Annotated in this window: 25 protein-coding genes; 7 read left to right on the top strand and 18 right to left on the bottom strand. The window is 71.8% G+C overall.

From position 1 onward, the window contains the following. Positions 1–158: 158 nt before the first annotated feature. Complete coding sequence (locus V6U90_RS17500; protein WP_334437299.1) at positions 159–2486, top strand: MinD/ParA family ATP-binding protein; 2328 nt, start codon at positions 159–161, stop codon at positions 2484–2486. 100 nt (positions 2487–2586) lie between these two features. On the opposite strand, the gene V6U90_RS17495 is transcribed toward V6U90_RS17500, so the two are convergent. Next, positions 2587–3015, bottom strand: coding sequence for a DUF3151 domain-containing protein (locus V6U90_RS17495; RefSeq protein ID WP_334437297.1), 429 nt, complete (start codon positions 3013–3015; stop codon positions 2587–2589). Positions 3016–3261: 246 nt separating this feature from the next. Here V6U90_RS17495 and V6U90_RS17490 point away from each other — a divergent pair, with 246 nt between their 5' ends. After that, positions 3262–4482 carry an LOG family protein gene (locus tag V6U90_RS17490; protein WP_334437295.1) on the top strand — a complete coding sequence of 407 codons (1221 nt, stop codon included), beginning with the start codon at positions 3262–3264 and terminating at the stop codon, positions 4480–4482. Between the two features lie 137 nt (positions 4483–4619). Here the strand turns inward: V6U90_RS17490 and fbaA are convergent, their stop codons facing one another. Both fbaA and V6U90_RS17480 read right to left on the bottom strand, forming a co-directional pair. Beyond that, positions 4620–5645 carry a class II fructose-bisphosphate aldolase gene (gene fbaA / locus V6U90_RS17485; protein ID WP_334437293.1) on the bottom strand — a complete coding sequence of 342 codons (1026 nt, stop codon included), beginning with the start codon at positions 5643–5645 and terminating at the stop codon, positions 4620–4622. Positions 5646–5823: 178 nt separating this feature from the next. Continuing rightward, the gene (locus V6U90_RS17480; protein WP_334437291.1) at positions 5824–6207 is read right to left on the bottom strand and encodes a phage holin family protein; all 384 of its coding nucleotides are present in this window, start codon (positions 6205–6207) and stop codon (positions 5824–5826) included. Positions 6208–6337: 130 nt separating this feature from the next. On the opposite strand from V6U90_RS17480, the gene V6U90_RS17475 reads away from it, so the two are divergent. Further along, on the top strand, positions 6338–6550 hold the full coding sequence (locus V6U90_RS17475) for a hypothetical protein (RefSeq protein WP_334437289.1): 213 nt from the start codon (positions 6338–6340) through the stop codon (positions 6548–6550). Positions 6551–6629: 79 nt separating this feature from the next. On the opposite strand, the gene V6U90_RS17470 is transcribed toward V6U90_RS17475, so the two are convergent. Further along, positions 6630–7697, bottom strand: a complete 1068-nt coding sequence (locus tag V6U90_RS17470; protein WP_334437287.1) for an LCP family protein — start codon at positions 7695–7697, stop codon at positions 6630–6632. Then, the gene (locus V6U90_RS17465) at positions 7698–8177 is read right to left on the bottom strand and encodes a SigE family RNA polymerase sigma factor (RefSeq protein WP_334437285.1); all 480 of its coding nucleotides are present in this window, start codon (positions 8175–8177) and stop codon (positions 7698–7700) included. A 106-nt stretch (positions 8178–8283) separates the two neighbouring features. Here V6U90_RS17465 and V6U90_RS17460 point away from each other — a divergent pair, with 106 nt between their 5' ends. The 3 genes from V6U90_RS17460 to V6U90_RS17450 all read left to right on the top strand — a co-directional run bounded on the left by V6U90_RS17460 (position 8284) and on the right by V6U90_RS17450 (position 13155). After that, positions 8284–9774 carry a 3' terminal RNA ribose 2'-O-methyltransferase Hen1 gene (locus V6U90_RS17460; protein ID WP_334437282.1) on the top strand — a complete coding sequence of 497 codons (1491 nt, stop codon included), beginning with the start codon at positions 8284–8286 and terminating at the stop codon, positions 9772–9774. After that, a complete protein-coding gene (locus tag V6U90_RS17455) occupies positions 9771–12299 on the top strand; it encodes a polynucleotide kinase-phosphatase (protein ID WP_334437280.1) in 2529 nt (842 codons plus the stop codon). The genes V6U90_RS17460 and V6U90_RS17455 overlap by 4 nt, the downstream gene beginning before the upstream one ends. A gap of 142 nt (positions 12300–12441) precedes the next feature. After that, positions 12442–13155, top strand: coding sequence for a DedA family protein (locus tag V6U90_RS17450; RefSeq protein WP_334437278.1), 714 nt, complete (start codon positions 12442–12444; stop codon positions 13153–13155). A 128-nt stretch (positions 13156–13283) separates the two neighbouring features. Here V6U90_RS17450 and V6U90_RS17445 read toward each other — a convergent pair whose 3' ends face one another. The 13 genes from V6U90_RS17445 to clpB all read right to left on the bottom strand — a co-directional run bounded on the left by V6U90_RS17445 (position 13284) and on the right by clpB (position 25024). Continuing rightward, on the bottom strand, positions 13284–13661 hold the full coding sequence (locus V6U90_RS17445; protein ID WP_208813944.1) for an ArsR/SmtB family transcription factor: 378 nt from the start codon (positions 13659–13661) through the stop codon (positions 13284–13286). Between the two features lie 57 nt (positions 13662–13718). Continuing rightward, complete coding sequence (gene pyrE / locus V6U90_RS17440) at positions 13719–14258, bottom strand: orotate phosphoribosyltransferase (protein ID WP_208813945.1); 540 nt, start codon at positions 14256–14258, stop codon at positions 13719–13721. A gap of 178 nt (positions 14259–14436) precedes the next feature. Next, a complete protein-coding gene (locus V6U90_RS17435; protein WP_334437270.1) occupies positions 14437–15228 on the bottom strand; it encodes an SDR family NAD(P)-dependent oxidoreductase in 792 nt (263 codons plus the stop codon). Between the two features lie 58 nt (positions 15229–15286). Further along, a complete protein-coding gene (locus V6U90_RS17430; RefSeq protein ID WP_334437267.1) occupies positions 15287–16012 on the bottom strand; it encodes a hypothetical protein in 726 nt (241 codons plus the stop codon). A gap of 228 nt (positions 16013–16240) precedes the next feature. Further along, a complete protein-coding gene (locus V6U90_RS17425) occupies positions 16241–16978 on the bottom strand; it encodes a hypothetical protein (protein WP_334437264.1) in 738 nt (245 codons plus the stop codon). A gap of 130 nt (positions 16979–17108) precedes the next feature. Then, entirely contained in the window at positions 17109–18731 is a 1623-nt protein-coding gene (locus V6U90_RS17420) for a polyamine aminopropyltransferase (protein ID WP_334437261.1), read from the bottom strand. A gap of 21 nt (positions 18732–18752) precedes the next feature. Continuing rightward, positions 18753–19439, bottom strand: coding sequence for a hypothetical protein (locus V6U90_RS17415; RefSeq protein ID WP_334437258.1), 687 nt, complete (start codon positions 19437–19439; stop codon positions 18753–18755). Between the two features lie 38 nt (positions 19440–19477). Then, positions 19478–19903, bottom strand: coding sequence for a DUF350 domain-containing protein (locus V6U90_RS17410; RefSeq protein WP_442933604.1), 426 nt, complete (start codon positions 19901–19903; stop codon positions 19478–19480). 110 nt (positions 19904–20013) lie between these two features. Then, the gene (locus V6U90_RS17405) at positions 20014–20439 is read right to left on the bottom strand and encodes a DUF4247 domain-containing protein (protein ID WP_334437256.1); all 426 of its coding nucleotides are present in this window, start codon (positions 20437–20439) and stop codon (positions 20014–20016) included. After that, positions 20436–20969 carry a DUF2617 family protein gene (locus V6U90_RS17400; RefSeq protein WP_334437253.1) on the bottom strand — a complete coding sequence of 178 codons (534 nt, stop codon included), beginning with the start codon at positions 20967–20969 and terminating at the stop codon, positions 20436–20438. Before V6U90_RS17400 ends, V6U90_RS17405 begins: the two co-directional genes overlap by 4 nt. 57 nt (positions 20970–21026) lie before the next feature. Further along, the gene (locus tag V6U90_RS17395) at positions 21027–21659 is read right to left on the bottom strand and encodes a DUF4178 domain-containing protein (protein WP_334437250.1); all 633 of its coding nucleotides are present in this window, start codon (positions 21657–21659) and stop codon (positions 21027–21029) included. 142 nt (positions 21660–21801) lie between these two features. Further along, complete coding sequence (locus V6U90_RS17390; RefSeq protein WP_334437247.1) at positions 21802–22281, bottom strand: hypothetical protein; 480 nt, start codon at positions 22279–22281, stop codon at positions 21802–21804. A gap of 151 nt (positions 22282–22432) precedes the next feature. Then, complete coding sequence (gene clpB / locus V6U90_RS17385) at positions 22433–25024, bottom strand: ATP-dependent chaperone ClpB (protein ID WP_334437244.1); 2592 nt, start codon at positions 25022–25024, stop codon at positions 22433–22435. A 191-nt stretch (positions 25025–25215) separates the two neighbouring features. Between clpB and V6U90_RS17380 the strand changes: the two genes are divergently transcribed. Continuing rightward, a complete protein-coding gene (locus tag V6U90_RS17380) occupies positions 25216–25476 on the top strand; it encodes a hypothetical protein (RefSeq protein ID WP_334437242.1) in 261 nt (86 codons plus the stop codon). The last annotated feature ends 234 nt before the right edge of the window (positions 25477–25710 follow it).

Raw genomic sequence — 25710 nt, 5'->3', positions numbered from 1 at the left:
CACCGTCGGGCTCATCCGGATCGGGCTGGCCGGGGGACGCGTCGGGCTGGCCGCCCGTACCCGGGTCGCCCTGGCCCTCCGTGGCGTCCGGACCCTCCGTGGCGCCTGGGCCGGCACAACCCGCCTCCACGCCCGGGGGCCGGACCACGGGGGACCAGGTGCCGCCGAAGGCACCCGGCGCCTTCGTGGACGACGCCACCCGGGCCTGGCCGCTGGTCGGGCCGGCGAACGGCGCGGCCGGACCGGCCGGGGCCGGTGCCCCGGCCTCCCCGGGATCCGGTGCGCCGGATGCCGTCGCCCCGCACGCCCCGGAGCCGGTCGGCCCGCCCGGAACCTCCGGTCCTGGCGCCACCTCGCACGGCGCGTCCAGTCCCGGCGCCACCCCGCACGGCACGTCCAGTCCCGGCGCCACCCCACCGGCGGTTGATCTCGACCAGCCGTTCACCCTGGACGAGCCGGTGACCATGCCGTTCGTCCCGGTGCAGAGCAGGAGCCCGGAACCCCGCTCGGTCACCGAACCGCCGAGCACCCCGACGGGCACGACCGCCGACACCGAGCCCGAGGCGGCTGCCCCGGATGAGACATTCGACACTCCCGATACCGCACCGGCCACCGGCCGCGCACCGGTGACGCCACCGCCCCTGTTCCACGGTGGCGGTCCGGTACCGGCCGAGTCAGCCTCGGGCCGGACCAGCGCCGCCGTCTCGCCGTGGGCCCAGCCACCGCAGCGTCCACCGGGCGAACAGGGCGCCCGGCCAACCGGCTCACCGGGACACGCCCGTGCCACCGGTACGGCCCGACGGCCGGTCCCGGAGTCCGGCGCGGCAGCCGGGCAGGCTCCGGTCCAGGGCAGTCACCCGGTGCCGCCGTACCACCAGCAGTCGGGCGCGCCGGTCGTACCGCCACCGACCCCACCCGCTCAGCCGGGAGTGGCCCGGCACGGTCAGGGCACCCAGCCGGGAGTACCGCAGTACGACCAGGGCAGCCCACCGCCGCCCGACCCGCAACCGGGTGGCTGGGGCGTACCACAGCCGGAGACCCACCAGCCGGTCGGTCGTCATCCCGCACCGCCCTACCCGAACGGCTGGGCGGCACCACCGCAGCCCGCCCCCACCTATCCGGCACCGCAGCAGCCGGGCGGTTGGACGCCGGCACAGGACCCGGCCGCCGGTCAGCCGGTGCCGTACCAGCAGACCGGCTGGGCGACGCCCGCCAGCCCCGTCCCGCCGCCGGTACACCAGGCCCCGCCGGCGCACCAGGTCCCGCCCCCGCCCCCGGCCCCGGCCCCGCCGCCGGCCAGTCCGGCCGAGCCGGCCACTCCGGCCCCGGCTGCGGAGTCACCGACCGAGCCGAGTGGCTGGACCGCCCAACCGGCCGCCTCCTGGCCCGGCGAGGGCTGGCGACCGGCCCCGCCCTGGCAACAGGCGCCGCCGCCCGTCCCGCCGCAGCACCCCGGTGTGGTTCCGGTGCCGCAGCAGCCGTACCAGGAGACACCCGGTGTGGTCCGGGTGCCGGCGGCCGGCCAACCGGACCCGGCGTGGCCGGCGGAGGGCCCGGCCCCCACGGCGGAGGACTTCGCCCGACGGCGGGCGGCCCGACCGGTGGACCCGGTCGCCACCATGGGGCTGCGGGCGGCGGTCAACAAGACCACGCTCGGCCTGGTCAAGCTCGCCCCGGGGCGGCAGGAGCAGGAACTCAAGCGGGACATCGACATGGTCCGCCGCAACTTCGGCGGGCTGCGCCAGGTCACGGTGGTCAACCCCAAGGGCGGTGCCGGGAAGACGGTGGCCATCCTGCTGCTCGCCATGACCTTCGGTCAGAAGCGCGGCGGGTACGTGCTGGCCTGGGACAACAACGAGACCCAGGGCACCCTGGGGATGCGTGCCCAGCAGGACTTCCACTCCCGGACCGTGCGGGACATGCTGCGTGACCTGGGGCAGTTCCAGGGTGCCCACGGGCGGGTCGGTGACCTGTCGCAGTACGTCCGCTCGCAGGGCGAGGGGATGTTCGACGTGCTGGCCTCGGACGAGTCGGCGACCGGTGGCGAGATGCTCACCGCCAGTGCGTTCGCCGAGATCCGTGAGGTGGTCAGCCGGTTCTACAAGTTGATCTTCGTGGACACCGGCAACAACGTCCGGGCCCAGAACTGGCAGGCCGCGATGGATGCCACCGACCAGCTCGTGATCACCATGTCCGCCCGGAACGACTCCGCCGAGACCGCCGCCCGAATGCTCGACCACCTGGAGCAGAGCGGCCGGCAGCGGCTGGTCCGGCAGGCGGTCACCGTGGTCTCGATGCCCCCGTCCCGCAAGGAGATCGACCTACCGGCCATCCAGCAGCACTTCGCCGCCCGGACCAGGGCGGTCCTGCTGGCGCCGTACGAGCGGCTGATCGACTCGGGTGAACCGATCCGGTACGGGCAGCTCTCCGCCGCGACCCGGGACGCCTGGCTGAAGATCGCGGCGGCGGTGGCCGAGGGCCTCTGACCGCAGGCCGTCCGGGGTCGGGCCACCGGGTGGGTACCGGCGGCCCGACCAGGATCGGCCGGGCCGGGTCGGCGACCGGTCGGGTGACGCCGGCCCGGTGTCAGCTACTGGGCAGGGCGTCGGCCGCCGCCGGGTCGCAGTCCCGCAGGAACTGGGCGCAACGGGCCGCCTCGTCCGCCTCCCCGATGGCGTCGGCGGCCCGGGAGAGCAGGTAGAGGCAGCGCAGGAAACCCCGGTTCGGGGTGTGCGACCACGGCACCGGCCCGTGGCCGCGCCAGCCGTTGCGTCGGAGCTGGTCCAGGCCCCGGTGGTAGCCGGTACGCGCGAAGGCGTACGCGGTCACCGTCGCGCCCTCGGCCAGCGCGCGTGCCCCCAGCGCACCCCAGGCGGCGCACGAGGTGGGAAAACGGGCGGCGACCGAGGCGTACGCCTCGTCGGTGTCCGTCCCGGTGGCCTCGGCGAGCGCAGCCTCGGCGGCTTCGTCGGCGGGTAGGAGCGTGGCCGGTGGTTCAGGCAACAGGTTCTGCATCTGCCCATTCAACCCGTCCCGACCATGGCCCGGTGCGCGGGGCGGCACGTTGACGCTGGCTGAACGGTTGAGCACCGGTAGCGCGTGCGGCCGGTGTGGCCGGCGGCGCCGTCGACTACAAATGGAGATCCGGAGCCTCCCCAGGACCCGGTTGAAAGAGAGCCCGGTGGCGTGAGCCGCCGGGCTCTCGACTTTCCGGCCGCCGGCCGGTGCATGGCGGTTGCCGGTGCAGGGCACGATGACCGGATGCCGACCCCACCCCCCGCCGACGTGATCGACCTGCACGACACCACCGAACACGAGATCGAGACCCGGGCGGAACTGGACCGTCACCTCGCCGCCGGCAGCCTCGCCGGGCTGACCGTGCAGGGGCTGTACCTGGACGTCACCCCGACGCCCGACCTCTCCGCCGTCGACCTGACCGACACGCTCTTCGTCGGGTGCCACTTCCCGTCGACCGAGGTCGAGGCGGAGATGGTCCGCCGGGGTGCACACGTCGTACCGCCGTTCCGGGACCTGCCGTACCCGACCCAGCCGACCCATCTCTACCGGCCAGAGGAGCTGGCTGAGGGCTTCGCGACCGCAGGCTTCGACGGGATGTACGACACCCGGGTGTACCGGCATTTCCGCGAGCAGGGCGGGGCTGTCCCGGAGGTCCGCGAGGCGCTGGCCCAACGGATGCACGACCACGGCATCGACAATGCGCTCGCCGACGCCACCCGGTCGTGGCTGGCCGTGCACGGCCCCCAGTCGGTGGTCGGGGTGATGGGTGGGCACGCGGTCCCCCGGGGTAGCGCGGCGTACCGGCTGGCCGCGCGGCTGGGCTGGGAGCTGGCCCGCGCCGACCGGCTGGTGGTCACCGGCGGCGGGCCGGGCGTGATGGAGGCGGCCAACCTGGGCGCGTACCTCGCCGGGCACGACGTCGACGCGCTGGCCGAGGCGATCGACCTGCTGGCCGGGGCACCGGACTTCACCGACCACGAGCGGTACACCGCGACAGCGCTCACGGTCCGGGAGCGGTTCGGTGACGCCGGGGCACCGGACCGGGACCCGGGTTTCGCCAGCGGCCCGCACGACTGGGCCCGCTGCGGCGGCCTGGCCATCCCCACCTGGCTCTACGGCCACGAGCCGGCGAACCTCTTCGCCGGCCGGATCGCCAAGTACTTCTCGAACGCGATCCGGGAGGACATCATCCTGCGCCTGGCCCGGGGTGGGATCGTCTTCGCCCCTGGCCGGGCCGGGACGGTACAGGAGGTCTTCCAGGCGGCCACCAAGACGTACTACGGCACGGACGGCGCGAGCGGGGCGTACGTCTTCCTGGACCGGGAGTTCTGGACCACCACCCTGCCGATCGGCGCCCTGCTCCAGCCGCTGCTGGCGGCGTCGCCGTTCGGGGACCTGTCCGGCACGGTGCACCTGACCGACGACGTGCACGAGGCGGTACGGCTGCTCACCGCCGCCCCCTGAGCGGAGCTGCCCCCAGGAGCCCCACCGCCACCTGAGCCGGGCCGGCCGGTCGGCCGGTGGTCGGGGCCTGCGGGCCCGGAACGGCCGTGCGGCCGGCCCCCGGACGGGGACCGGCCGCACGGACCGGGTAGTAAGAACTACTTGGCCAGGGTGGTACCGGTCGAGCGCAGGTGCTCGCACGCCTCAGCGACGCGCGCGGCCATCCCGGCCTCGGCGGCCTTGCCCCAGACCCGGGGGTCGTACAGCTTCTTGTTGCCGACCTCGCCGTCGACCTTCAGCACACCGTCGTAGTTGCGGAGCATGTGGTCCGCGACCGGGCGGGTGAAGGTGTACTGCGTGTCGGTGTCGATGTTCATCTTGACCACGCCGTAGTCGAGCGCCTCACGGATCTCCGACAGCAGCGAGCCGGACCCACCGTGGAAGACCAGGCTGAGCGGCTTCTCCTTGCCGTACTTGGCGCCGACCGCCTCCTGGATCTGGTTGAGGATCTCCGGGCGGAGCTTCACGTTGCCCGGCTTGTAGACGCCGTGCACGTTGCCGAAGGTCAGCGCCGCCATGTAGCGGCCCTTCTCGCCGAGGCCGAGCGCCTCGACCATGGCCAGTCCGTCCTCGATGGTGGTGTAGAGCTTGTCGTTGATGGCGTTCTCGACGCCGTCCTCCTCACCACCGACGACGCCCACCTCGATCTCCAGGACGATCTTGGCCTGGGCGGCGTCGTCGAGGAGCTGCGCGGCGATCTCCAGGTTCTCCGCGACCGGCACGGCGGAGCCGTCCCACATGTGCGACTGGAACAGCGGCTCCTCGCCGCGCGCGACCCGCTCCTTGGAGATGGCCATCAGCGGACGGACGAACTTGTCCAGCTTGTCCTTGGGGCAGTGGTCGGTGTGCAGCGCGATGTTGACGTTGTACTTCTTGGCCACCTCGGTGGCGTACGCGGCGAACGCCACGGCGCCGGTGACCATGTCCTTGATGGTCGGGCCGGAGAGGTACTCGGCGCCACCGGTGGAGACCTGGATGATGCCGTCACTCTCGGCGTCGGCGAAGCCCCGCAGCGCGGCGTTGAGGGTCTGCGAGGACGTCACGTTGATCGCGGGGTACGCGAACCGGCCGGCCTTGGCGCGGTCGAGCATCTCGGCGTAGACCTCAGGGGAAGCGATGGGCATGTCAAACGCTCCTTACTTACCGCTCTCGGCCGTGTGGCCGCTGTCGTTCCATGGCTGCGCCGGACCGCGCTGTCCTCCGCCGGAAGTATCCCGTAGCCGGCCTGTGCCGGCACAACCGGGCCGGACCCGGCCGACCGGCCGCTCAGCTCCACCCGGGTGTACCCGGCCGGCCGGCCGCTCAGCCCCGCCCCAACCGGTCCGGCACCGCGACGCTGATCAGCCAACTCACCACTGCCATCACGATGGCACCCCAGAACGCCGGCCAGAAGCCGTCGACCTGGAACGGCAGGTCCAGCTTGCCGGCTATCCAGTCGGTCAGCAGAAACAGCAACGCGTTGACCACGAGCGCGAACAGGCCGAGGGTGACCAGGTACAGGACGCAGCCGACCAGGTGGATGACCGGCTTGAGCACGGCGTTGACGACGCCGAAGATCAGGGCGACGGCGAGCAGGGTCAGCGCCTTGTTGCCACCGGTCCGACCGCCCACCTCGATCCCGGTGACCACCAAGGTGGTGATCCACAGCGCGATCGCGTTGATCACGAGCCTGACCAGGAATCCCACCGCCCCATCGTGGCACCGTCCAGTGGCCCGGGGAGGCCAATCGGGCGACTGGCGTTTGCCGTGGCCTCCCGGCGGGCAGCAGGGTCTACCCGTACGGTGGATTGGACTGCCGATATCTCAGGGAGGCGACATGGGTCAGCCCGACGAGGACTTCGCCCCGGGTGACCATCTGAGCCCGGACGAGCGGGACCCGGAGGCACCGGCGCACGATGCCGTCGAACAGGCGACCGTGGCCAATCCGGCCGAGGAGGAGCCGGTACCGCACCGGGGCCTGGAGGTGGACGACTGGGATGCCATGGAGCAGGCCCGGGTGGTCGGCCCGGACGAGGACGACTACCGCTGACCTGACCACCCGGTCGGGCCGGCGCTGGACGGTCGCCCGGTCCGGGCCGGCGCTGCGCTGGACTGTCACCCGGTCCGGGTCAGCGCTGGACGGTCACCCGGTCCGGGTGCGTTCGGGCCCACTCCGCCAGCCGGTCGGTACGCAGCGCGGCCAGGAGCGGTTCGGCGAGCGTGGCGTCGAGGCGCATCTCGAAACGCTGCCCCGGGCCGGTCACCCTGGTGGGCAGGTCGACCGCGACCACCGGGATGTCGTCGGTCAACCGGGCAGCCTCGGTGACCAGCAGTTCCAGACCCGTCGCACCGCCCGCCAGGGTCAGGTGGTCACCGAGCGTACGGAGCAGGGTGGACAGGCCGACCGGCTCGCTGAACAGGTCGCGTTCCCCGGCCCGGCGGAGTAGCGCGGCGGCAAAGAGCTGGGCGTGCCGGTCCCGGTCCTGGGCGCCTTCGGGCAGGCCCCGGCGTTGCCGGAGCAGGTCGAGCGCCGCCGCCCCGTCGAGGTGCTGGCAACCGGCCGGGAAGGTTCGTCCGGTGTGCATCGAACGGACCTGCCGGGGCAGGCAGAGCGGCACCCCGTCCAGCTCGTCGGTCAGCTTCCGCAGCGCGGAGTAGGTCAGTGCCGCGCCGGCACCGATCCGTACACCGGTCAGGTCGGTGACGGCCTGCCGGGTGAGTTCCCACCCGCCGCTGCGGTCGGCGCCCCTCCCCATTCCGGCGGTGAACGCGCTGTTCAGCTTCTGTTCCCCGCGCCCGGGGACCGGCACGGTCAGGTCGCGGGGCAGGGCGATGAGATACACCCCGCTACGGTCGGCCGGCAGGTGCACGAGCAGTACGGAGTCGGCCCGCAGATCCGGGTCGCCACTCCCGCCGTCCAGGCCGAGCAGCAGCAGGTTCAGCGGGCCGGCCGGTGCCGCCGGGGTGGCCCGGTCAAGGAGCAGGTTGGCCGGTACCCGGTCCCGATCGGCGACCGCCACCGGGATCCCCACCAGGCCGGCCAGCAGCATGGCCAGCGCGGCACCGGCCACCCGCAGCCGGGACCGCCGGCGGCGGCGGCGCTGCGCGGTGCGGTCGATGGCCGCGCGGAGCGGCCCGACGGGCGGGGCCAACCGCTCGTGCCGGACGAAGGCCGAGCGGAGGTCATCCTCGATCATCTAAGCCTCCACGAGTTCGGCGCGCAGGGTGGCCAGGGCACGGGAGATGGAGGCGCGGACGGTCCCGACCGCGCAGCCGAGGATCTCCGCGATCTCCGCGTCGGGCAGGTCCTCGTAGTAGCGCAGCACGAGGGTGGCGCGCTGGCGTCGGGGCAGCCGCGCCAGCCAGGACCAGACCTGGTCCCGGTCCGCCGCAGCCTGGGCGTGATCGACGGGTACGACCACCGTCTCCGCCGGCTCGGCTCGCAGCAGTACCCGGCGCATCCACGAACCCCGCCGCCAGTCGATGTACTGGTTGGTGAGCGTCCGGCGGACGTACCGATCCGGGGAGTCCGCTCTGGCGACCCGGCGCCAGTTGAGCTGGACCCGCACCATGGTCTCCTGCACCAGGTCCTGCGCCTGGTGCGGATCCCCGGTCAGCATGACCGCGTACCGCAGCAGCGCGGTCAGCCGCGAGTCGGCGAACTCCTCGTACGTCACTGCACCTCCCAGGCCTCACCCTGCTGACGGGTGGAGGGGCCGGAATCACTGCGGCTGACCCGAAACTGGGAGGACGCAAGATCGAGCGGGCTGACACCATGATCCGGTGCTGCTCACCGTCACCACCACCCACCGGCCGGCGACCGACCTGGGCTACCTGCTGGTCAAGCACCCGGACCGGCTCCACCCGTTCGACCTGCCCACCGGCACGGCGTACGTGTTCTACCCCGAGGCGGGCAACGAGCGCTGTACCGCGGCGCTGCTGCTCCACGTCGATCCGCAGCGGCTGCTGACCGGTGCGCGGAACCGGGGCGGCCGGAAGGGTTCCGCCCCGGACGGCTTCACCCTCGGCCAGTACGTCAACGACCGCCCGTACGCGGCGTCGAGCCTGCTCGCCTCCGCGCTGGCGAAGGTGTTCCGGTCGGCACTGCGCGGCGAGTCCCGGGACCGGCCGGAGTTGGCCGCCGCGCCGATCCCGCTGGAGGTACGGGTGCCGGTGCTGCGGTGCCAGGGCGGGCCGGAGCTGGCCGGACGGCTGTTCTCGCCGCTCGGGTGGACGGTGGCCGCGACCGCCGTTCCGCTGGACGAGGAACACCCGGACTGGGGGGCGAGCCGCTACGTCGACCTCACCCTGACCGGCTCGCTGCGCCTGGCCGACGCGCTGAACCACCTCTACGTGCTGCTGCCGGTGCTGGACGACGCGAAGCACTACTGGGTCGCCCCGGAGGAGATCGAGAAACTGCTCCGGGCCGGTGCGGGCTGGCTGGCCGACCACCCGGAACGCACCCTGGTCACCCGGCGCTACCTGGCCCACCAGCGGGCCCTGACCCAGACCGCACTGGCCCGCCTGGCCGAGTTGCGGCTGGCCGACGAGCCGGCTGACCCGGACACGGTCGCCGCCCCGGACACGGTCGCCGGACCGGATGCCACGACGGGTTCGGACCGGACCGTCCGGCTGCCGTCGCTGGCGGCCCAGCGCCGGGCCGCCGTCCTCGCCGCGCTCGCCGACAGCGGCGCCAGCCGGGTACTGGACCTCGGCTGCGGTGGCGGCGCGCTGCTGGTGGAGCTGGTCGCCGACCGCCGGTACACCGAGATCGTCGGTACCGACGTGTCGACCGCTGCGCTGGCCATGGCCGAACGCCGGCTGCGCCTGGACCGGCTACCCGAGCGGCAACGGGACCGGATCCGGCTGTGGCAGTCCGCGCTGACCTACCGGGACGACCGGCTGCGCGGGTACGACGCGGCCGTGCTGATGGAGGTGATCGAGCACGTCGACCCGTCCCGGCTGGACGCGCTGGGGGCGGCGGTCTTCGGGCACGCCCAACCGGGCACGGTCATCGTGACCACCCCGAACGTCGAGTACAACGTCCGCTACGAGGGACTGCCGGCCGGGCAGGTCCGGCACGCCGACCACCGGTTCGAGTGGACCCGGGCCGAGTTCGCCGGGTGGGCGCACCGGGTGGCCGACGCGTACGGCTACCGGGCCGCGTTGAGCGGGATCGGCGGGGACGACCCGGAGGTGGGTGCCCCCACCCAGCTCGCCGTCCTCACCCGCGCCGTCAGCACCGCCACCAAGGAGAAGGAGGTACCGGCGTGACCGTCGTCGAGATTCCCGAACTCGCCCTGGTCGCCCTGGTCGGGGTCTCCGGCTCGGGCAAGTCGACCTTCGCCCGGCGGCACTTCGCCCCGACCCAGGTGCTCTCCTCGGATGCCTTCCGGGCAATGGTCGCCGACGACGAGAACGACCAGTCGGCGTCGGCGGTGGCCTTCGACGTACTGCACTACGTGGCCGGCAAGCGGCTGCGCGGCGGGCGGTTGACCGTGGTGGACGCGACCAACCTCCAGCCGCACGCCCGGGCCGGGCTGGTGAAGGTGGCCCGGGACCACGACGTGCTGCCGGTGGCGATCGTGCTGGACGTGCCGGAGGCAATCGCCTGGGAACGGACCGAGGCACGCGGGGACCGGACCTTCGACCGGCGGGTGATCACCCGGATGCAGCGGGACCTGCGGCAGTCGCTCGGCCGGTTGGCCCGGGAGGGCTTCCGCAAGGTGTACGTGCTGCGCGGGGTCGACGAGATCGATGCGGCCGAGATCCGGTACGAGAAGCTGTTCAACGACCGGCGGGAGCTGACCGGGCCGTTCGACATCATCGGCGACGTGCACGGCTGCCGGGCCGAGCTGGAGGCGCTGCTGGTCCGACTCGGCTGGACGCTGGACACCGGCACCGACGGGCGTCCGGTCGGCGCCACCCACCCGGAGGGTCGTACCGCGGTCTTCGTGGGTGACCTGGTGGACCGCGGCCCGGACTCGCCCGGGGTGCTCCGCCTGGTGATGGGCATGGTGGCCGCCGGCACCGCGATCTGCGTACCGGGCAACCACGAGCAGAAGCTGCTGCGCCGGCTGCGCGGCCGGGACGTGCAGCTCACCCACGGGCTGGCCGAGACAATGGCCCAGCTTGACGCCGAGGACCCGGCGTTCGTGGCCGGGGTGGCGGCCTTCATCGACGGGCTGGTCAGCCACTACGTGCTCGACGGCGGGCGGCTGGTGGTCGCGCACGCGGGTCTGAAGGAGGAGTACCAGGGCCGCGCGTCGGGCCGGGTCCGCTCGTTCGCGCTGTACGGGGAGACCACCGGCGAAACCGACGAGTACGGGCTGCCGGTGCGCTACCCGTGGGCCCGGGACTACCGGGGTTCGGCGATGGTCGTCTACGGCCACACCCCGACCCCGGTCCCGGAGTGGGTGAACAACACCATCTGCATCGACACCGGCTGCGTCTTCGGTGGCTCGCTCACCGCGCTGCGCTACCCGGACCGGGAACTCGTCTCGGTCCCGGCCGTGCAGGAGTACTACCCGCCGGTCCGGCCGCTGGTGCCGACCGGCCCGCAACGGACCGACGACACGCTGGAGCTGACCGACGTGACGGGGCGCCGGCATGTCGAGTTCGGCTACGGGAAGGTGACCGTACCGGCGGAGAACTCGGCGGCGGCATTGGAGGTGATGAGCCGGTTCGCGGTCGACCCCCGGTGGCTGGTCTGGTTGCCGCCGACCATGGCACCCTGCTCGACCTCCACCGTGCCCGGCTACCTGGAGCACCCGGCCGAGGCGTTCGCGGACTACCGGGCGGCCGGGGTGGACCGGGTGGTCTGCGAGGAGAAGCACATGGGTTCCCGGGCGGTGGTCCTGGTCCGGCGGGTGCCGGACGCCGGCCCGTTCGGCCCGGGCGGTGGGGTGGTGTACACCCGGACCGGCCGGCCGTTCTTCGGTGACCCGCTCGACGGGCAGCTCCTCGACCGGGTCCGCCGGGCGGTGGACACCGCCGGACTCTGGGCCGAACTGGACACCGACTGGCTGCTGCTCGACTGCGAGCTGCTGCCCTGGTCGGCCAAGGCGGCCGGGCTGATCCGCAGCCAGTACGCCAGCGTCGGCGCGGCGGGTCGGCACGTGCTGCCGGCGGTGGACCGGGTCCTGGCAGCGGCCGGGGGACGGGGGCTCGACGTGGCCGCACTGCGGGACCGAACGGGTCGCCGGGCGGCGGACGTCGAGCGCTACTCGGCCGCCTACCGACGCTACGTCGGGCACACCGACGGGCTGACCGGGGTGACCCTGGCGCCGTTCGCGGTGCTCGCCGGGGCGGGCCGGTCGTACGCCGACCGGGACCACGGCTGGCACCTGGCCCTGGCCGACCGGCTCTGCGCGGCGGACCCGGACCTGTTCACCCGGACCCGGCGGCTGGTGGTGGACCTGGCCGACGGATCGGCGGTGGACACGGCGACGGACTGGTGGCTGGCGCTGACCGCCGACGGCGGGGAGGGCATGGTGGTGAAGCCGTACGCCGGTCCGGGGGCGGTCAACGCGAAGGGCCGGTTGCTCCAGCCGGGGATCAAGTGCCGGGGCCGGGAGTACCTGCGGATCATCTACGGACCGGAGTACACCGAGCCGGCGCAGCTCGCCGCGCTGCGGAAGCGGTCGCTGGGGCGGAAACGGGGCCTGGCGCTGACCGAACACGGGCTGGGGCTGGCCGCCCTGGACCGGCTCGCCGAGGGGGCGCCGCTGTGGCGCCGACACGAGCTGGTCTTCGCCATCCTGGCCTGCGAGTCGGAGCCGGTGGATCCGCGCCTGTGACCCGGCCGGCGTCGGCCGCCCGGGGCCCGGCCCGGGGTCTGTGACGCCGAGCACCGGCTGACCCGGCGGCCACCTAGACTACGGGCGTGCCGACGCCGGGGGCGGACAGTCCGCCCGGACGGCAGACATCGGAGGTCAACTCGTGTCGACGCCCACCACCGTCCTGGCTCTGGGTCCTGACTGGCTCGACCCGGAGTGGCTGATTTCGACGTTCGGGCTGCTCGGCATCCTGGCGATCGTCTTCGCCGAGTCCGGCCTGCTGATCGGGTTCTTCCTGCCGGGTGACTCGCTGCTCTTCACCGCCGGCCTGCTGACCGCAGACGGGCAGTACATCACCTACCCGCTCTGGCTGGTCTGCCTGCTGATCACCATCGCGGCGGTGGCCGGCGACCAGGTGGGCTACCTGTTCGGCAAGAAGGTCGGGCCGGCGCTGTTCCGGCGCCCGAACTCGCGCATGTTCAAGCAGGAAAATGTGATCAAGGCGCACGAGTTCTTCGAGAAGTACGGCGCCCGGTCGATCGTGCTGGCCAGGTTCGTACCCATCGTGCGGACCTTCACGCCGATCGTGGCCGGGATCAGTGGGATGCGGTACCGCACCTTTGTGATCTACAACATCATCGGCGGCGTCCTCTGGGGCACGGGCGTGACCGTGCTCGGCTACTTCCTCGGCCAGATCCCGTTCGTCAAGACGAACATCGAGATGATCCTGATCGGCATCGTGCTCGTGTCGGTGGTGCCGATCGCGATCGAGCTGCTCCGGGCGCGCATGGCGGCGAAGCGTGGCACCACCGCTGCGGAGCGCGCGGCAGCCGAGGAGGCGATCCGGGAGACCCGCGAGCACTACGGCCGGTACTGACCGGTCGTCGGGCAGCGCAGGCCCACCGGGGGTCGGCCGGCGGGTCCGGCCTGTTGCCTGTCCCCGTACCCATCCCGGTCAGGTCCGGTGTCCCCCGGTGAGGGGACACCGGACAACCGGATGATGAGTCAGCGAGCCTTCTTGGTGGCGCGCTTACGGGGCGGAGTCAACAGGTCCGCGATCGTCGCGATCGCGGTCGGCACCAGCCGGTAGTACGCCCAGACACCACGCTTCTCCCGCTCCAGCAAGCCGGCCTCGGTGAGGATCCGCAGGTGGTGGCTGACCGTCGGCTGCGAGAGGCCGAGGGGCGCGGTCAGGTCGCACACGCACGCCTCGCCCTCGGGCGCCGACTGGATCAGGCTGAGCAGCCGCAGCCGAGCAGGGTCGGCGAGGGCCTTGAGCACCCCCGCGAGCCGCTCAGCGTCGGCACGTTCGATCGGCTCGCCGGCAAGCGGCGAGATCTGAGGCATAGTCATTTCAGCCAACGCAGTTCCCACGTAATACATCCTTCCACCAGCAGCATCGACCCGCCTGCATATCCGCAGATCCGAATCGGCAAATTTTTAGGCCACAAGGCCGAGGTCAGCCAACGTGTAGGCAGCGCGATAAGGCAATCCGGCGGCTTGCACCGCGTCGCCCGCACCTCGATCAACAATAACCGCCACGCCCACGACCTCAGCCCCGGCCTCTTGTAGTGCCTCGACCGCGGTGAGCACACTGCCACCCGTTGTCGAGGTATCTTCCACCGCCAATACCCGGCGACCGGCTACTTCAGGCCCCTCAATCCGCCGTTGCAGACCGTGCGCCTTACCTGCCTTGCGAACCACGAAGGCATCGAGCTGGCGTCGCGTCCCGGCGGCGGCGTGCAGCATCGCGCATGCCACCGGGTCCGCGCCCAGCGTCAGTCCCCCAACCGCGTCGTAGTCCCAGTCAGCGGTCAGATCCAGCAGCACCTGCCCTACCAACGGTGCCGCCGCGTGATGAAGTGTCACCCGCCGGAGATCGACATACCAATCCGCTTCTCGGCCGGAGGAGAGCACCACCCGGCCATGCACCACAGCCAGGTCGGAGATGAATTTACGCAGGTCGTCGTGGGCCCCCATGGCGCCCAAGGGTACTGCGCAAGTCTGGGAGACGTACGCAGGGTCCACCGGGATCAGCCTTTAAGGCGACCGGTACGCGTCGATGAGCGGTCACGCTCCGCAACGGACGGTCCCGTCCGGGTGCCGGCCGGTCGGCCTGGGCCGCCCCGCCCCTCGCTGGGACCAGGTCAGCTACGGGTCAGTAACCGTCCCGATCGATACGGCCCCGCGCGTCCCGGGTCACCGCGTGCACCAGCCGCTGCGGGGCGTGCCGCAGCGCCGCCACGGCGAGCTTGTACTTCCAGTCCGGGACACTGACCAACTTGCCTTTCCGCAGGTCACGAAGGCTTTCGGCGACCACATCGTCGGCCGCCAGCCAGATCCAGCGGGGCATCTTCGACATGTTGATGCCGGCCCGCTGGTGGAACTCGGTCCGGGTGTAGCCCGGGCAGAGCGCCATCACCCGCACGCCGTACGCCCGTACGGACTGGCCGACCGACTCGCTGAAGTTGGTCACCCACGCCTTGCTGGCGGAGTACGTCGAGCCGGGCATCACCGGACCGAACCCGGCCACGGAAGAGACATTTATCACTGCCCCGTGTCGCCGTCCGGTCATCGTCGGCAACGCGGCGAAGGTCAGTCGGAGCACCGCGTGCACGTTCAACTGGAGCAGCCGGATCTCGTCGGCGACCGTGGAGCGCAGGAAGGGCTGGTTGAGGCTGATCCCGGCGTTGTTGACCAGCAGGTCGACCGGGGGATCGGCGGTGAGCCGCCGCTCCACCGACGCACAGCCGTCGTCGGTGGACAGGTCGGCCGGGAGGGTCTGCACCGCGAGCCCGTGCCGTTCGGTCAACTCCCCGGCGAAGCCGGTCAGCCGGATGGCGTCCCGGGCCACCAGCACCAGGTCGTAGCCGTCCGCGGCGAGCCGGCGCGCGAAGGCCGCACCGATACCGGCGGTCGCTCCAGTAACCAGCGCGGTGCGGCCGGTCACCGGGGAACCGGCAGCGGGCGGTGGGCCTTGGTCCGGCGATGCGGGCACGGTCTGGTCCTCACTGCGGCGGCGCCGTCCCATCCCGGTACGACGGCTCGGTGGTCGAGGGCTGCTGCGGTGCTGCGGTCGGTGCGGAGTGCTGCGGTGGGGCGCTCCACGGCTGGTGCGGTGGTGGTGCAGTGGTCGGTGCGGCCTGCTGCCCGGGAGGCCGACGACGGAAGTGGGCGTTCGCCGGAGGCGACCCCAGCAGCAGGGCTACCACAAGGTGACCGAGCGCCTGGGCCACCGAAAGCCCCGCGTTGAGCGGGAGCCACCAGGACGGGTACGCGCCGGTCGCGGCCGCGACCAGGTCCGCCGTCACCGCGCCGCCGGTCCCGAGGCGCAACGGCACCGCCCGCTGCACACCCAGCAGGGTGAGGGCACCGCAGCCGCAGAGCAGACCCAGACCGCAGACCAGCCAGGTGACGGTCCGGCTGCCAGCGCCACCGCGTAGCAGCCCGAGCGCCAGAACCACCAGCAACACTGCCGCAGCGACGGAGAGCAGGGTGGCCGCGGTGGCCAGCCCACGCAGCAGCAGGACCATCCCGTCGATCTGGTCCGGGCCGGCGGCCGTACCGGTGGCAGCCGCCCGGAACCGGTTGACGGTGCCGTTGAGGCTGAGCAGCACCACGACCGAGGCGAGCAGCCCGCCGGCCGCCAGCACCACCAGCAGCCCGGCAGCGACCGTGACCACCGTCGGCCGACGCACCGGCGCCGGTTCGGGCGTCCAATTCGGGTACGACATCGCCGATCCCTCCGAGCAGTCGTTCTGCTGGAACCTACCCGGAGGGATCGGCAGATCAGGTGATTTAGAGCGACCGGCAATAGGACTAGCGGGGCTGCGGCGCGCCCTGGCACATCGGCTGGCGGCGTTGTCGTCGTCGGCCATGCAACACCGGCATGGCCTCCTCCTCCGCCTTGCCACCCTCGGCCAGACCCCGCCTCGCCTCCACCGCCCTATTGCCGGTCGCTTTTAGCTCGTCGGCGGCGGGGCCGACGGCCCCGGCCGGTCGCCCGACGGGTTGTCGCCCCCGGCTGGCGGGTACCCCGGCCCGCCCGACGGCGGCGGCCCCTGCTGCGGGTACCCGGGCTGGCCCGGGGTCTGCGGGTAGCCGGGCTCACCCGACTGCGGGTACCCCGGCGCGCCGTGCGGCGGGTAGCCGGGGTAGGTGGCACCCGGCACCGGCGGCTCCCAGACCTGCTGCGGCTTGCGGAAGAACTCGTTCGACGCCGGCAGCGCCAGCAGGATCAAGGCCACCAGCAGGGAGAGCAGGGAGAGCACGGTCAGCAGGGTGCTCACCGGCTCGTACCAGGACGGCAGTGCCGCCTCGAGCCGGCGGTTGATCTCGTCCTGACTCGGCACGTCGCCGCTGGTCTGGCCGCCCATCGAGTTGCCGATCGCGGTGCCCACCAGACTGAAACCGGTGCAGCAGAGCGCGATGCCACCGACCACCCAGGTGACGATCCGGGAGGCGTTCTTGCCCCGGTTGTTGAGCACGGCGAGCACCACGAAGCCGATGGCGAAGAGCAGGCCGATGACGGCCGCCCCGATCCCGGCGAACGTCGTGATCGTCTCGGCGCCCTCCATCGACGTACCGGCGAAGGCGTCCCGGTAGACGTCCTGCATCCTGCCGAGCACGCTCAGCGTGACGATCAGGCCAAGCACCTGGAGCAGGGCGAACAGAATGAGTAGATAGCTGGAAACCGTCACGCTGCTCGGGCGTGTCCTAGCCGGCGGTGCGGCGGGGTTCCTCGGGTCCGTCACAACTCTCCCTTCGTGGATCGATGACTCACGGTATCGATACCCGACCAGTCAACCCCACCAAACGGCACGGGGCAGCTCAGTAACCCCGCCACTCCGCGCGGGCGTACTCCAGCACCCGGGGTTGCAGCAGGGTGGACGCCGGCACGTCGATCCGGCGCCGGTCGGCCGGGAAGTTCGCCGCCAGCCGCAGCGTCTCGGGGTCGAGGAACCGCAGCACCGGCGCACCGGCCGGCAACTCCAGCGCGGGCGGGGTACTCCCCGGCGCGGCGAGCAGGAACCCCCAGTCCCCGAAGGAGGGCACGTCCACGTGGTACGGCGTGGTGGCGAAGCCCGCCTCCCGCATCGACCGTTCGATCGACCAGTACGACCGGGGTGCGAAGTACGGCGAACCGGCCTGCACCACGATCCGGGCGCCCGGGGCGAGGACCGCCCGCACCAGCGCGTAGAACTCGACGGTGTAGAGCTTCGCGGTGGCCGTCTCGTCCGGGTCGGGCAGGTCGATGACCACCGTGTCGAAGCGTTCCGTGGCGGTACGCAGCCAGGCGAACGCGTCGGTGTGCACCAGGCGGACCCGGGGATCGTCGAACGCGCCCCGGTTCAGCTCCCGCAGCACCGGCTCGGTACGCGCCAGCGCCACCACCGCCGGGTCCAGCTCCACCACGGTCACCCGGGACACGTCCGGGTAGCGCAGCACCTCGCGTACCCCGAGCCCGTCGCCGCCGCCGAGGACCAGCACCTCCGCATGGGGACCACGCAGCACCGGATGCACCAGCGCCTCGTGGTACCGGTACTCGTCGATCGAGCTGAACTGGAGGTCGCCGTTGAGGTAGAGCCGCAGGTCGGTGCCGCTGCGGCCCGGCTCGGACACGGACCGGGTCAGCACGATCTCCTGGTACCGGCTGCGTTCGGCGTGCACCACCGGATCCCGGTAGAGCTGCTGCCGGGCGGTCACCTCGAAGTCCTGCGCGGTCACGTAGGCGTACCCGAGGCAGAGCGCCACCACGACGGAGCCGACGGTCAGCGCGGCGCGGGCACGCCGGCCCAGCTCCCGGCGGAACACGGTGAAGACCAGCGCCAGCCCGGCCAGCGCGTTCACCGCACCGACCACCAGCGCGCCCCGGAGCTGACCGAAGACCGGCATCAGCAGGAACGGGAAGGCCAGACCACCGAGCAGGGCACCCACGTAGTCGGCGGCGAAGAGGTCGGCCACCGCGCTGCCGGCGGCCTGCTTCCGGATGCGTTGCAGCAGCACCATCAGCAGCGGGATCTCCGCACCGATCAGCAGCCCGAGGACGAACGCGGTGGCCACCAGGGCCGGGGCGTACAGATCCAGCCAGGCGAACGCGGCGTAGAGACCGAGTACCGAGAGCCCGCCGAGCAGGGCGAGCAGCAGCTCGATGGCGGCGAACGCGGCGGCAGCCCTGGGCTGCAACGGCTTGGCGGCCAGCGCGCCGACGCCCATCGCGAAGACCATCACCCCGAGCACGATCGACGCCTGCCCGACGGTGTCCCCGATCAGGTAACTGCCGAGAGCGACCAGCGCGAGTTCGTAGACCAGACCGCAGGCGGCGCAGACGAAGACCGCAGTCAGCACCCCCGCCCGAGCCAGCCGCCGACGCGGCCGGCCCGGTGGGTCGGCACGGCGGGTCGCCGCCTCCGGCGCCGGTTCCGCCGTCTGCTCCGCTGTGGCACTACTCATCGGATCTCCACTGCCCGGCGGTCACGCCCGGGCCCGCTGCCGGCTGATCCAGCCGACAGTCAGCAGCAGTACGGTGAGCAGCAGGATCAGGCCACCAGCGACGAAGAAGCCCCGCCGGTCCCGCCAGTGGTCGTTACCGGCGTCCGGCAGTGCCCGCACCGACGCGGTTGGATCAGTGCGCACCGGAGCCGGGGTGGCGGCCCCGATCTCGGCGGTGAGCAACGGCAGCATGGTCGCCGCCCGGGTGATCGCCCAGCCCGGGTCGTCGATGAACGCCTTGTCCTCCAGACCGAGCCGTTGCAGGCCCGAGGCGATCCGGTACTCGGCCACGTCACCGGAACTGTTCACGTTGATGCTGGCCCAGTCCTCGGACTCGCTGCTCTCCGAGGTGTAGTAGACGACCGCCGAGATCTCGACCCAGCGGGGGCAGCTTTCGGAATTGTCCACCGGCACCCCGTCGCCGAGGTTCGAGCCGACACTGATCACGTCGTCGTAACTTTTTTGGAGCCGCCAGCCGTAGCAGATGCCCTGGGCCTGCGCAGCGCGTTCCAGGATCGGTACGGTGTCCGCCCGCTCGGCAGCGGTCGGCGGCGGTACGACGGTGCTGCTGTTGCCGCCACAGGCACCGACGGTCAGCAGCACGGCCGCCGCCAGCGCCAGTCCGGACCAGCGGCGTCTCCGCGCGCGGCCCGGCACGGCACCTGTCATCCGGTCACGGCGCCCGCCCGGGCGCTTCACGGCGCCCATCAGCTGATCGCGGCGGCGATGACCGCCCCGGTGGCGAGGTGGACGACGGCGGAGACCCAGACCGCGGGGTGCGACTCCGACTCCACCAGGATCTCCCCGAGCTTGCCGGGGGTGACCACGTCCAGCAGCACGAACGCGCCGGCCATGATGACCAGACCGAGGATGCCGTACGCCGAGGCACCGACGATGCCGGCCACGAAGTCGTCCTCGCTGGCGGCGATCGCGGCGACCACGATGATGCCCACGCCGGCCAGGTTCGAGGCCAGCAGCAGGGCGGCGTTGCGGTTGCGCTGCACCCAGATCAGTTCGTTCAGCCGACCAGGCGTGGCCACGTCGACAAGCGCGTAGCCGATGCCCATCAGCACCACACCCACGACTCCGTAGGCGAGTGTGACCAGCAGGTCGGTGGCGAGGTTCGGCAACATTTCAACTCCCGGGGGTGGGTTCTGCTCGTACGAGGGGTGTCACGTGCCGCTGCCGGCCGTCGGTGTGATGTGCGATTGCCGTGTCAGGGGCCGCTGCCGGCCGGTGGGTGTCACTTGCCGCTACCGGGGCCGCCGCCCCGGACGGTGTTGCCCCGGCCCCAGCCCCAGCCGTTGCCGACCGTCGAGTGGTAGCGCGGATAGGCGGTCGACACCTTCTCCAGCAGGATCAGCGAACCGGCGGCCAGCGGCAGGATCACCACCGAGTCGTCGTCGTATCGCAGGTAGACACCGCTGCCGTCGACGTACTGATCGGCCGGCTGCCACGCGTTGGTGACCTCCTGGGCGACCTGGCTCGGCCGCTTCGCGGAGGTGTACGCAACGGCGTTGCCGCTGATGTCGTACTGGGCCGTCCGGCGGTAGCGGTCCTCTACATAGCCGCGTGGAGAGAAGTTGCCATACAGGATGGCGAAGGCGGCGATCAGGCCGCCCACCAGGGCGAAGATCGTCCCCAGTACGAACCACCTGCGGTAGGTCATGACAGGTTCACCGCCGTTTCGGTCTGGACCAGCTCACCGGTCTGTGGGTACGCGTGCCAGGTCTGCCAGTGCACCGTGGCCCCCGGCTCCCCCGCGCCGTCGGCCAGGCCGGCGGGGTCCAGGCGGACCCGCAGCGCGGTGATCGCGTCCTGGTCACCGGGGAAGACCCCGATGAGGGCGTACGGGTCGTTGACGAGTTCGGTGCGCAGGACGGCCATCCGGGCGGCCAGCTCGGTCCGGCTCAGCCGCAGCACCTCGGCCGCGAAGCGGTACCGGCCGTCCGGGTCCTCCACTCGGGAGGGCAGGCTGGGCGGGGCGCCCGGCAGGCAGGCCACCGTCTCGGACCGGTTGGTCCCGGGCGCGTCGAGCAGCACCTGGTGGGAGGCGCCGAGCAACCGCAGTCGTACCGCCACCTGGCCGGGCAGCTCGACCGCAAGTACGTGTAGGGCCGGCCGCTCTGGCCCGTCGAGCGCCAGGGAGAGGTCGGCGGCGGTGGTGTCGGCGTACGGGGTGTCCAAACTGACCAGCATCGGGTCGTCAGAGCCTCTCGGTCATCGGTCGTCGGAACCTGTCCGTCATCGGGGTCGTCAGAGCCTCTCGGTCGAGTCGGCCTGCGGATAGATCCGGACCTCGGCCCGGTGCAGCACCTCGCCCCGGGCCACCTCCCAGGCCCCGCCCTCGAAGGACTCGAAGGAGAGCCGGGTGCCACCCGGGCCACGGAAGTCGTGGTAGCTCATCGAACCGGAGGGGTTGAGCCCGGTGTTGCCGACGCCCTTGAACCGGGCCTGGCCGGACTCCCTGCTGGTGTAACGCTGGCCGTCCAGGGTGACCTTCTTCGCACCGGGGTTGAGGTCGCTGCCGGGCACGGCCGTCCAGAGCACCAGCTCCAGGTCGGGGTCCTCCTCCACGGAGATCCAGCACTTCGTGCCGTTGGCATCGTCGAGCAGATGCTCGTACCAGACCCAGGCGCCCTCCTTGATGCGCAGCGTGCCGCGTACGCCGTACGGGGTCTGCCGGATCTCGACGATGTCGCCGGGGCGCAGCTTGCGGGGGTCTCCGCGCAGCGCATCCGCATCGTCGTCAACGAGGCGGAACGGATCCCTGGGGCGCCGGCTGCCCGCAGCGCCGGACCGGCGCAGCGCCAGAACCGCGACCACCACCCCGGCCACACCGGCCAGGCAACCCACCGTGGCCACCAGGTACGCCATTGCGCCGTCCATCGTCACCGCCTCCCCGAACCCGCTCGGCCGAAGACGGTAACAACCCCGCGCACCTGCGTAAACGCGGGCACATCTGAGCAACCGATCAGCTACCGAAAGTGACGAACCACGATCGCTTCAGGTCACTTCCGCCGTACCCGGGTCAGCGGAGATAGCCGGCGGCGTACTCCGCAATCGTGGCCTGGCGTATGACGCACCCACTGAAGAGGGTGAACCCGGCCGGATCGGCGCGCAGCGCCGCCCAGGCGGACCGACCCACTTCGGGGTCGAGCCGGTCGAGCAGGGTTGCCGCGTAGACACGACCGGCCGGGGAGGCCCCGGCGAGCAGGGCGGTCAACCGGGGCTGCAACTGTTCACCCTGCTCGGGGAGCAGCCGCTCGATCACCCGGTACGCCTCGGTGACCGGCAGGACCGTCGAGGCGATACCGACCCCGCCGAAGGCCACGATCTCCGCTCCGGTCAACTCCCGAAACGCCGCCTCGATCACCTGGTCCAATTCCGGGCCCACCGCGTCCGTTCTCCCGCCCCGCTCCCGGTCCACCGGGTCGGTCTCCCGCTCCCGTTCCCCGCCCACCGCCACGTCGGTCTCCCGCTTCCGGTCCCGCTTCCCACGTCCCAGCATGGCGCCATCCTTACCCCGCACCCACCACCCCACCCACCCTGTCGATCATGAAGTTATTGCCATCCACATCGGCGTGTCGTGACAACTACTTCATGATCAACCCGGGCAGGTGGGCGCGGGGCGGGGCGGGGCGCGGCGGGGCGGGGGCCGGTCAGGTGGTGGCGATGGTCAGGGCGTCCTTGCTGTCGGCCAGGTCGACCCGGACCGTGTCGCCGTCCCGGACCGCGCCGGAGAGCAGCGCCTTCGCGAGTTGGTCGCCGATGGCGGTCTGCACCAGCCGACGCAACGGGCGGGCACCGTAGATCGGGTCGTACCCGTGCTCGGCCAGCCAGCTCCGGGCCGCCTCGGTCACCTCCAGGCCCAGCCGGCGGTCGGCGAGCCGTCGCCGCATCCGGTCGAGCTGGATGTCCACGATGGATCGAAGCTCCTCGCCGGTCAGTGTGGCGAAGACCACGATGTCGTCCAGCCGGTTGAGGAACTCCGGCTTGAAGTGCGACCGGACCACCGCGAGCACCGCCTCCCGACGCTGCTCCTCGCCGAGGGTCAGGTCGCTGACCACCAGCGAGCCGAGGTTGGAGGTGAGGATCAGGATGGAGTTGCGGAAGTCGACCGTACGCCCCTGCCCATCGGTGAGCCGGCCGTCGTCGAGCACCTGGAGCAGCACGTCGAAGACGTCCGGGTGGGCCTTCTCCACCTCGTCGAGGAGGATCACCGAGTACGGCCGGCGCCGCACCGCCTCGGTGAGCTGCCCACCCTCCTCGTACCCGATGTACCCGGGCGGCGCACCGACCAGCCGGGCGACCGAGTGCTTCTCGCCGTACTCGCTCATGTCGATGCGGACCATGGCCCGCTCGTCGTCGAAGAGGAACTCGGCGAGCGCCTTGCCCAGCTCGGTCTTACCGACACCGGTCGGACCGAGGAACAGGAAACTGCCGGTGGGGCGGTCCGGATCGGCGATGCCGGCCCGGGCCCGGCGGACCGCGTCGGAGACGGCGGCTACCGCCTGCGCCTGACCGACCACCCGGGCGGTCAGCGACGACTCCATCCGGAGCAGCTTGGCGGTCTCGCCCTCCAGCAGCCGGCCGGCCGGGATGCCGGTCCAGGAGGCGACCACCGCGGCGATGTCGTCCGCGCCGACCTCCTCCTTGAGCATGGCACCGTCGGCCTGGAGCGCGGCCAGTTCGGCCTCGGCCCGGGCCAGGTCGGCTTTGAGCTGCGGGATCCGGCCGTAGCGCAGCTCGGCGGCGCGTTCCAGCTCGCCGTCGCGCTCGGCCCGCTCCGCCTCGCCGCCGAGCCGCTCCAGCTCCTCCTTGGCGGTGGAGAGCCGGGTGATGTGCTCCTTCTCCAGCTTCCATCGGTCGGAGAGCGCGGTGAGCTGCTCACGCTTGTCGGCCAGCTCCTTGCGGAGCCGTTCCAGCCGCTCGGCGGAGGCGACGTCCGGCTCCTTGGCCAGCGCCATCTCCTCGATCTCCAGCCGGCGGACCGCCCGCTCGATCTCGTCGACCTCGACCGGCCGCGAGTCGATCTCCATCCGGAGCCGGGACGCCGACTCGTCGACCAGGTCGATCGCCTTGTCGGGCAGGAACCGGTCGGTGATGTACCGGTCGGAGAGGCTGGCCGCGGCGACCAGGGCGGCGTCGGTGATGCGGACGCCGTGGTGCACCTCGTAGCGCTCCTTGAGGCCACGCAGGATGCCGATGGTGTCCTCGATGGTCGGCTCACCGACCAGGACCGGCTGGAAACGGCGCTCCAGGGCGGGGTCCTTCTCGATGTTCTCGCGGTACTCGTCGAGGGTCGTGGCGCCGACCATCCGCAGCTCACCCCGGGCGAGCATCGGCTTGAGCATGTTGCCGGCGTCCATCGAGCCCTCGCCCTTGCCGGCACCGACCACCGTGTGCAGCTCGTCGAGGAACGTGATGACCTGGCCGTTCGATCCCTTGATCTCCTCCAGGACGGACTTGAGCCGCTCCTCGAACTGTCCCCGGTACTGGGCACCGGCGACCATCGCGCTGAGGTCGAGCGAGATCAGCTTCTTGTCGCGGAGCGACTCGGGGACGTCCCCGGCCACGATCCGCTGGGCCAGACCCTCGACGATGGCGGTCTTGCCGACACCCGGCTCGCCGATGAGGACCGGGTTGTTCTTGGTACGCCGGGACAGCACCTGGATGACCCGGCGGATCTCCGAGTCCCGGCCGATCACCGGGTCGATCTTGCCGGCCCGGGCGCTGGCGGTCAGGTCGACGCCGTACTTCTCCAGGGCCTGGTAGGTCTGCTCGGGGTCGGCGCTGGTCACCCGGCGGTCCCCGCCCCGGACGGTCGGGAACGCGGCGACCAGGTTCTCCTCGGTGGCACCGGAGTTCTTCAGTGCGACGGCGACCGCCCCACCGACCCGGGCCAGACCGGCGAGCAGGTGCTCGGTCGAGGTGTACTCGTCGCCGAGGGGCCGCGCGATCTGCTCGGCGGCGCCGATCGCGTTGGCGAACTCCCGGGACAGGCTCGGCTCGGCGACGCTGGACCCCCGGGCGGCCGGTAGCGCGTCGACCGAGCGCAGGGCGACGCGACGCAGCTCGACAGGGTCGGCACCGGCGGCCCTGAGCAGGCCGGCGGCGGTGGAGCCGGCGGTGTCCAGCAGCGACAGCAGCAGGTGCCAGGGCTCCACGGTCGCGTGCCCGCGCTGGTTGGCGAGGGCGACCGCACCGGTGATGACTTCGCGGCTCTTGGTGGTGAGGCGTTCGGCGTTCATGGGCTCCCCTGGATCGGCGTTCTCACTGGGAACGACACAACCAGAGTTGAGTCTATTCCACTCAACCTTGAACCGCGTACTGGGTCACCGTCAGCTCCGCCTGGGTTCCTGTCGGAAGACCGCTGGATGCATCGGGGAACTTCGATCACACAGCTAGCATCTGGACACCGACAGCTCAGGAAGGTGCCGAGATGGCGAAGTTCCTCCGCAACATGCTTGCCGCCACCGCGCTCGCCGTGGCCACCGGCACGGTGATCGTCGCGAGTCCCGCCCAGGCCATCCCCTACCCGGGGACGAACGAGAGCATCACCTACACCTACTTCTCGGACTCCAGCAAGACGGTGCAGGTCGGCATGTGGGTCTACGGCAACTGCCTGGAGGACTTCCAGTACGGGCAGAAGACCGCGTACTACACGATCACGCGCATCACCTGCAACGACCCGTCCTGGTAGGACGACCCGCACCACCCTGCCCGGCGGAACGCGCCATGCCGTTCCGCACCGGTGACACCCCGCCCGGCCCACTGCTGCCACCACCAGTTGTTTTCCCTCTGCGACGGTGGGCCGGTCACGGGGAGTTCCGGGGGCAGGACAACGACGCTGCGGCGTTGCGCCCGGTCGGCATTCCTGGACCCGGCCGAAATGCGCCGGTCAGTGAGCCGACTCATCGACGATCTGGCACCGGAT

The sequence above is a fragment of the Micromonospora sp. CPCC 206060 genome (assembly GCF_036906895.1).
In the GTDB taxonomy this organism is placed as follows: Bacteria; Actinomycetota; Actinomycetes; order Mycobacteriales; family Micromonosporaceae; genus Micromonospora.
This window is presented reverse-complemented; position numbering and strand designations above follow the sequence as displayed.

Bases quoted from the DNA above. Each gene is read 5' to 3' on its own strand.
- V6U90_RS17380 (WP_334437242.1), top strand. From the start codon at position 25,216: ATGGCGAAGTTCCTCCGCAACATGCTTGCCGCCACCGCGCTCGCCGTG.
- V6U90_RS17420 (WP_334437261.1), bottom strand. From the start codon at position 18,731: ATGAGTAGTGCCACAGCGGAGCAGACGGCGGAACCGGCGCCGGAGGCG.
- V6U90_RS17405 (WP_334437256.1), bottom strand. From the start codon at position 20,439: ATGACCTACCGCAGGTGGTTCGTACTGGGGACGATCTTCGCCCTGGTG.
- V6U90_RS17495 (WP_334437297.1), bottom strand. From the start codon at position 3,015: ATGCAGAACCTGTTGCCTGAACCACCGGCCACGCTCCTACCCGCCGAC.
- clpB (WP_334437244.1), bottom strand. From the start codon at position 25,024: ATGAACGCCGAACGCCTCACCACCAAGAGCCGCGAAGTCATCACCGGT.
- V6U90_RS17390 (WP_334437247.1), bottom strand. From the start codon at position 22,281: ATGCTGGGACGTGGGAAGCGGGACCGGAAGCGGGAGACCGACGTGGCG.
- V6U90_RS17475 (WP_334437289.1), top strand. From the start codon at position 6,338: ATGGGTCAGCCCGACGAGGACTTCGCCCCGGGTGACCATCTGAGCCCG.
- V6U90_RS17400 (WP_334437253.1), bottom strand. From the start codon at position 20,969: ATGCTGGTCAGTTTGGACACCCCGTACGCCGACACCACCGCCGCCGAC.
- V6U90_RS17430 (WP_334437267.1), bottom strand. From the start codon at position 16,012: ATGTCGTACCCGAATTGGACGCCCGAACCGGCGCCGGTGCGTCGGCCG.
- V6U90_RS17395 (WP_334437250.1), bottom strand. From the start codon at position 21,659: ATGGACGGCGCAATGGCGTACCTGGTGGCCACGGTGGGTTGCCTGGCC.
- V6U90_RS17470 (WP_334437287.1), bottom strand. From the start codon at position 7,697: ATGATCGAGGATGACCTCCGCTCGGCCTTCGTCCGGCACGAGCGGTTG.
- fbaA (WP_334437293.1), bottom strand. From the start codon at position 5,645: ATGCCCATCGCTTCCCCTGAGGTCTACGCCGAGATGCTCGACCGCGCC.
- V6U90_RS17410 (WP_442933604.1), bottom strand. From the start codon at position 19,903: ATGTTGCCGAACCTCGCCACCGACCTGCTGGTCACACTCGCCTACGGA.
- V6U90_RS17490 (WP_334437295.1), top strand. From the start codon at position 3,262: ATGCCGACCCCACCCCCCGCCGACGTGATCGACCTGCACGACACCACC.
- pyrE (WP_208813945.1), bottom strand. From the start codon at position 14,258: ATGGGGGCCCACGACGACCTGCGTAAATTCATCTCCGACCTGGCTGTG.
- V6U90_RS17415 (WP_334437258.1), bottom strand. From the start codon at position 19,439: ATGACAGGTGCCGTGCCGGGCCGCGCGCGGAGACGCCGCTGGTCCGGA.
- V6U90_RS17445 (WP_208813944.1), bottom strand. From the start codon at position 13,661: ATGTATTACGTGGGAACTGCGTTGGCTGAAATGACTATGCCTCAGATC.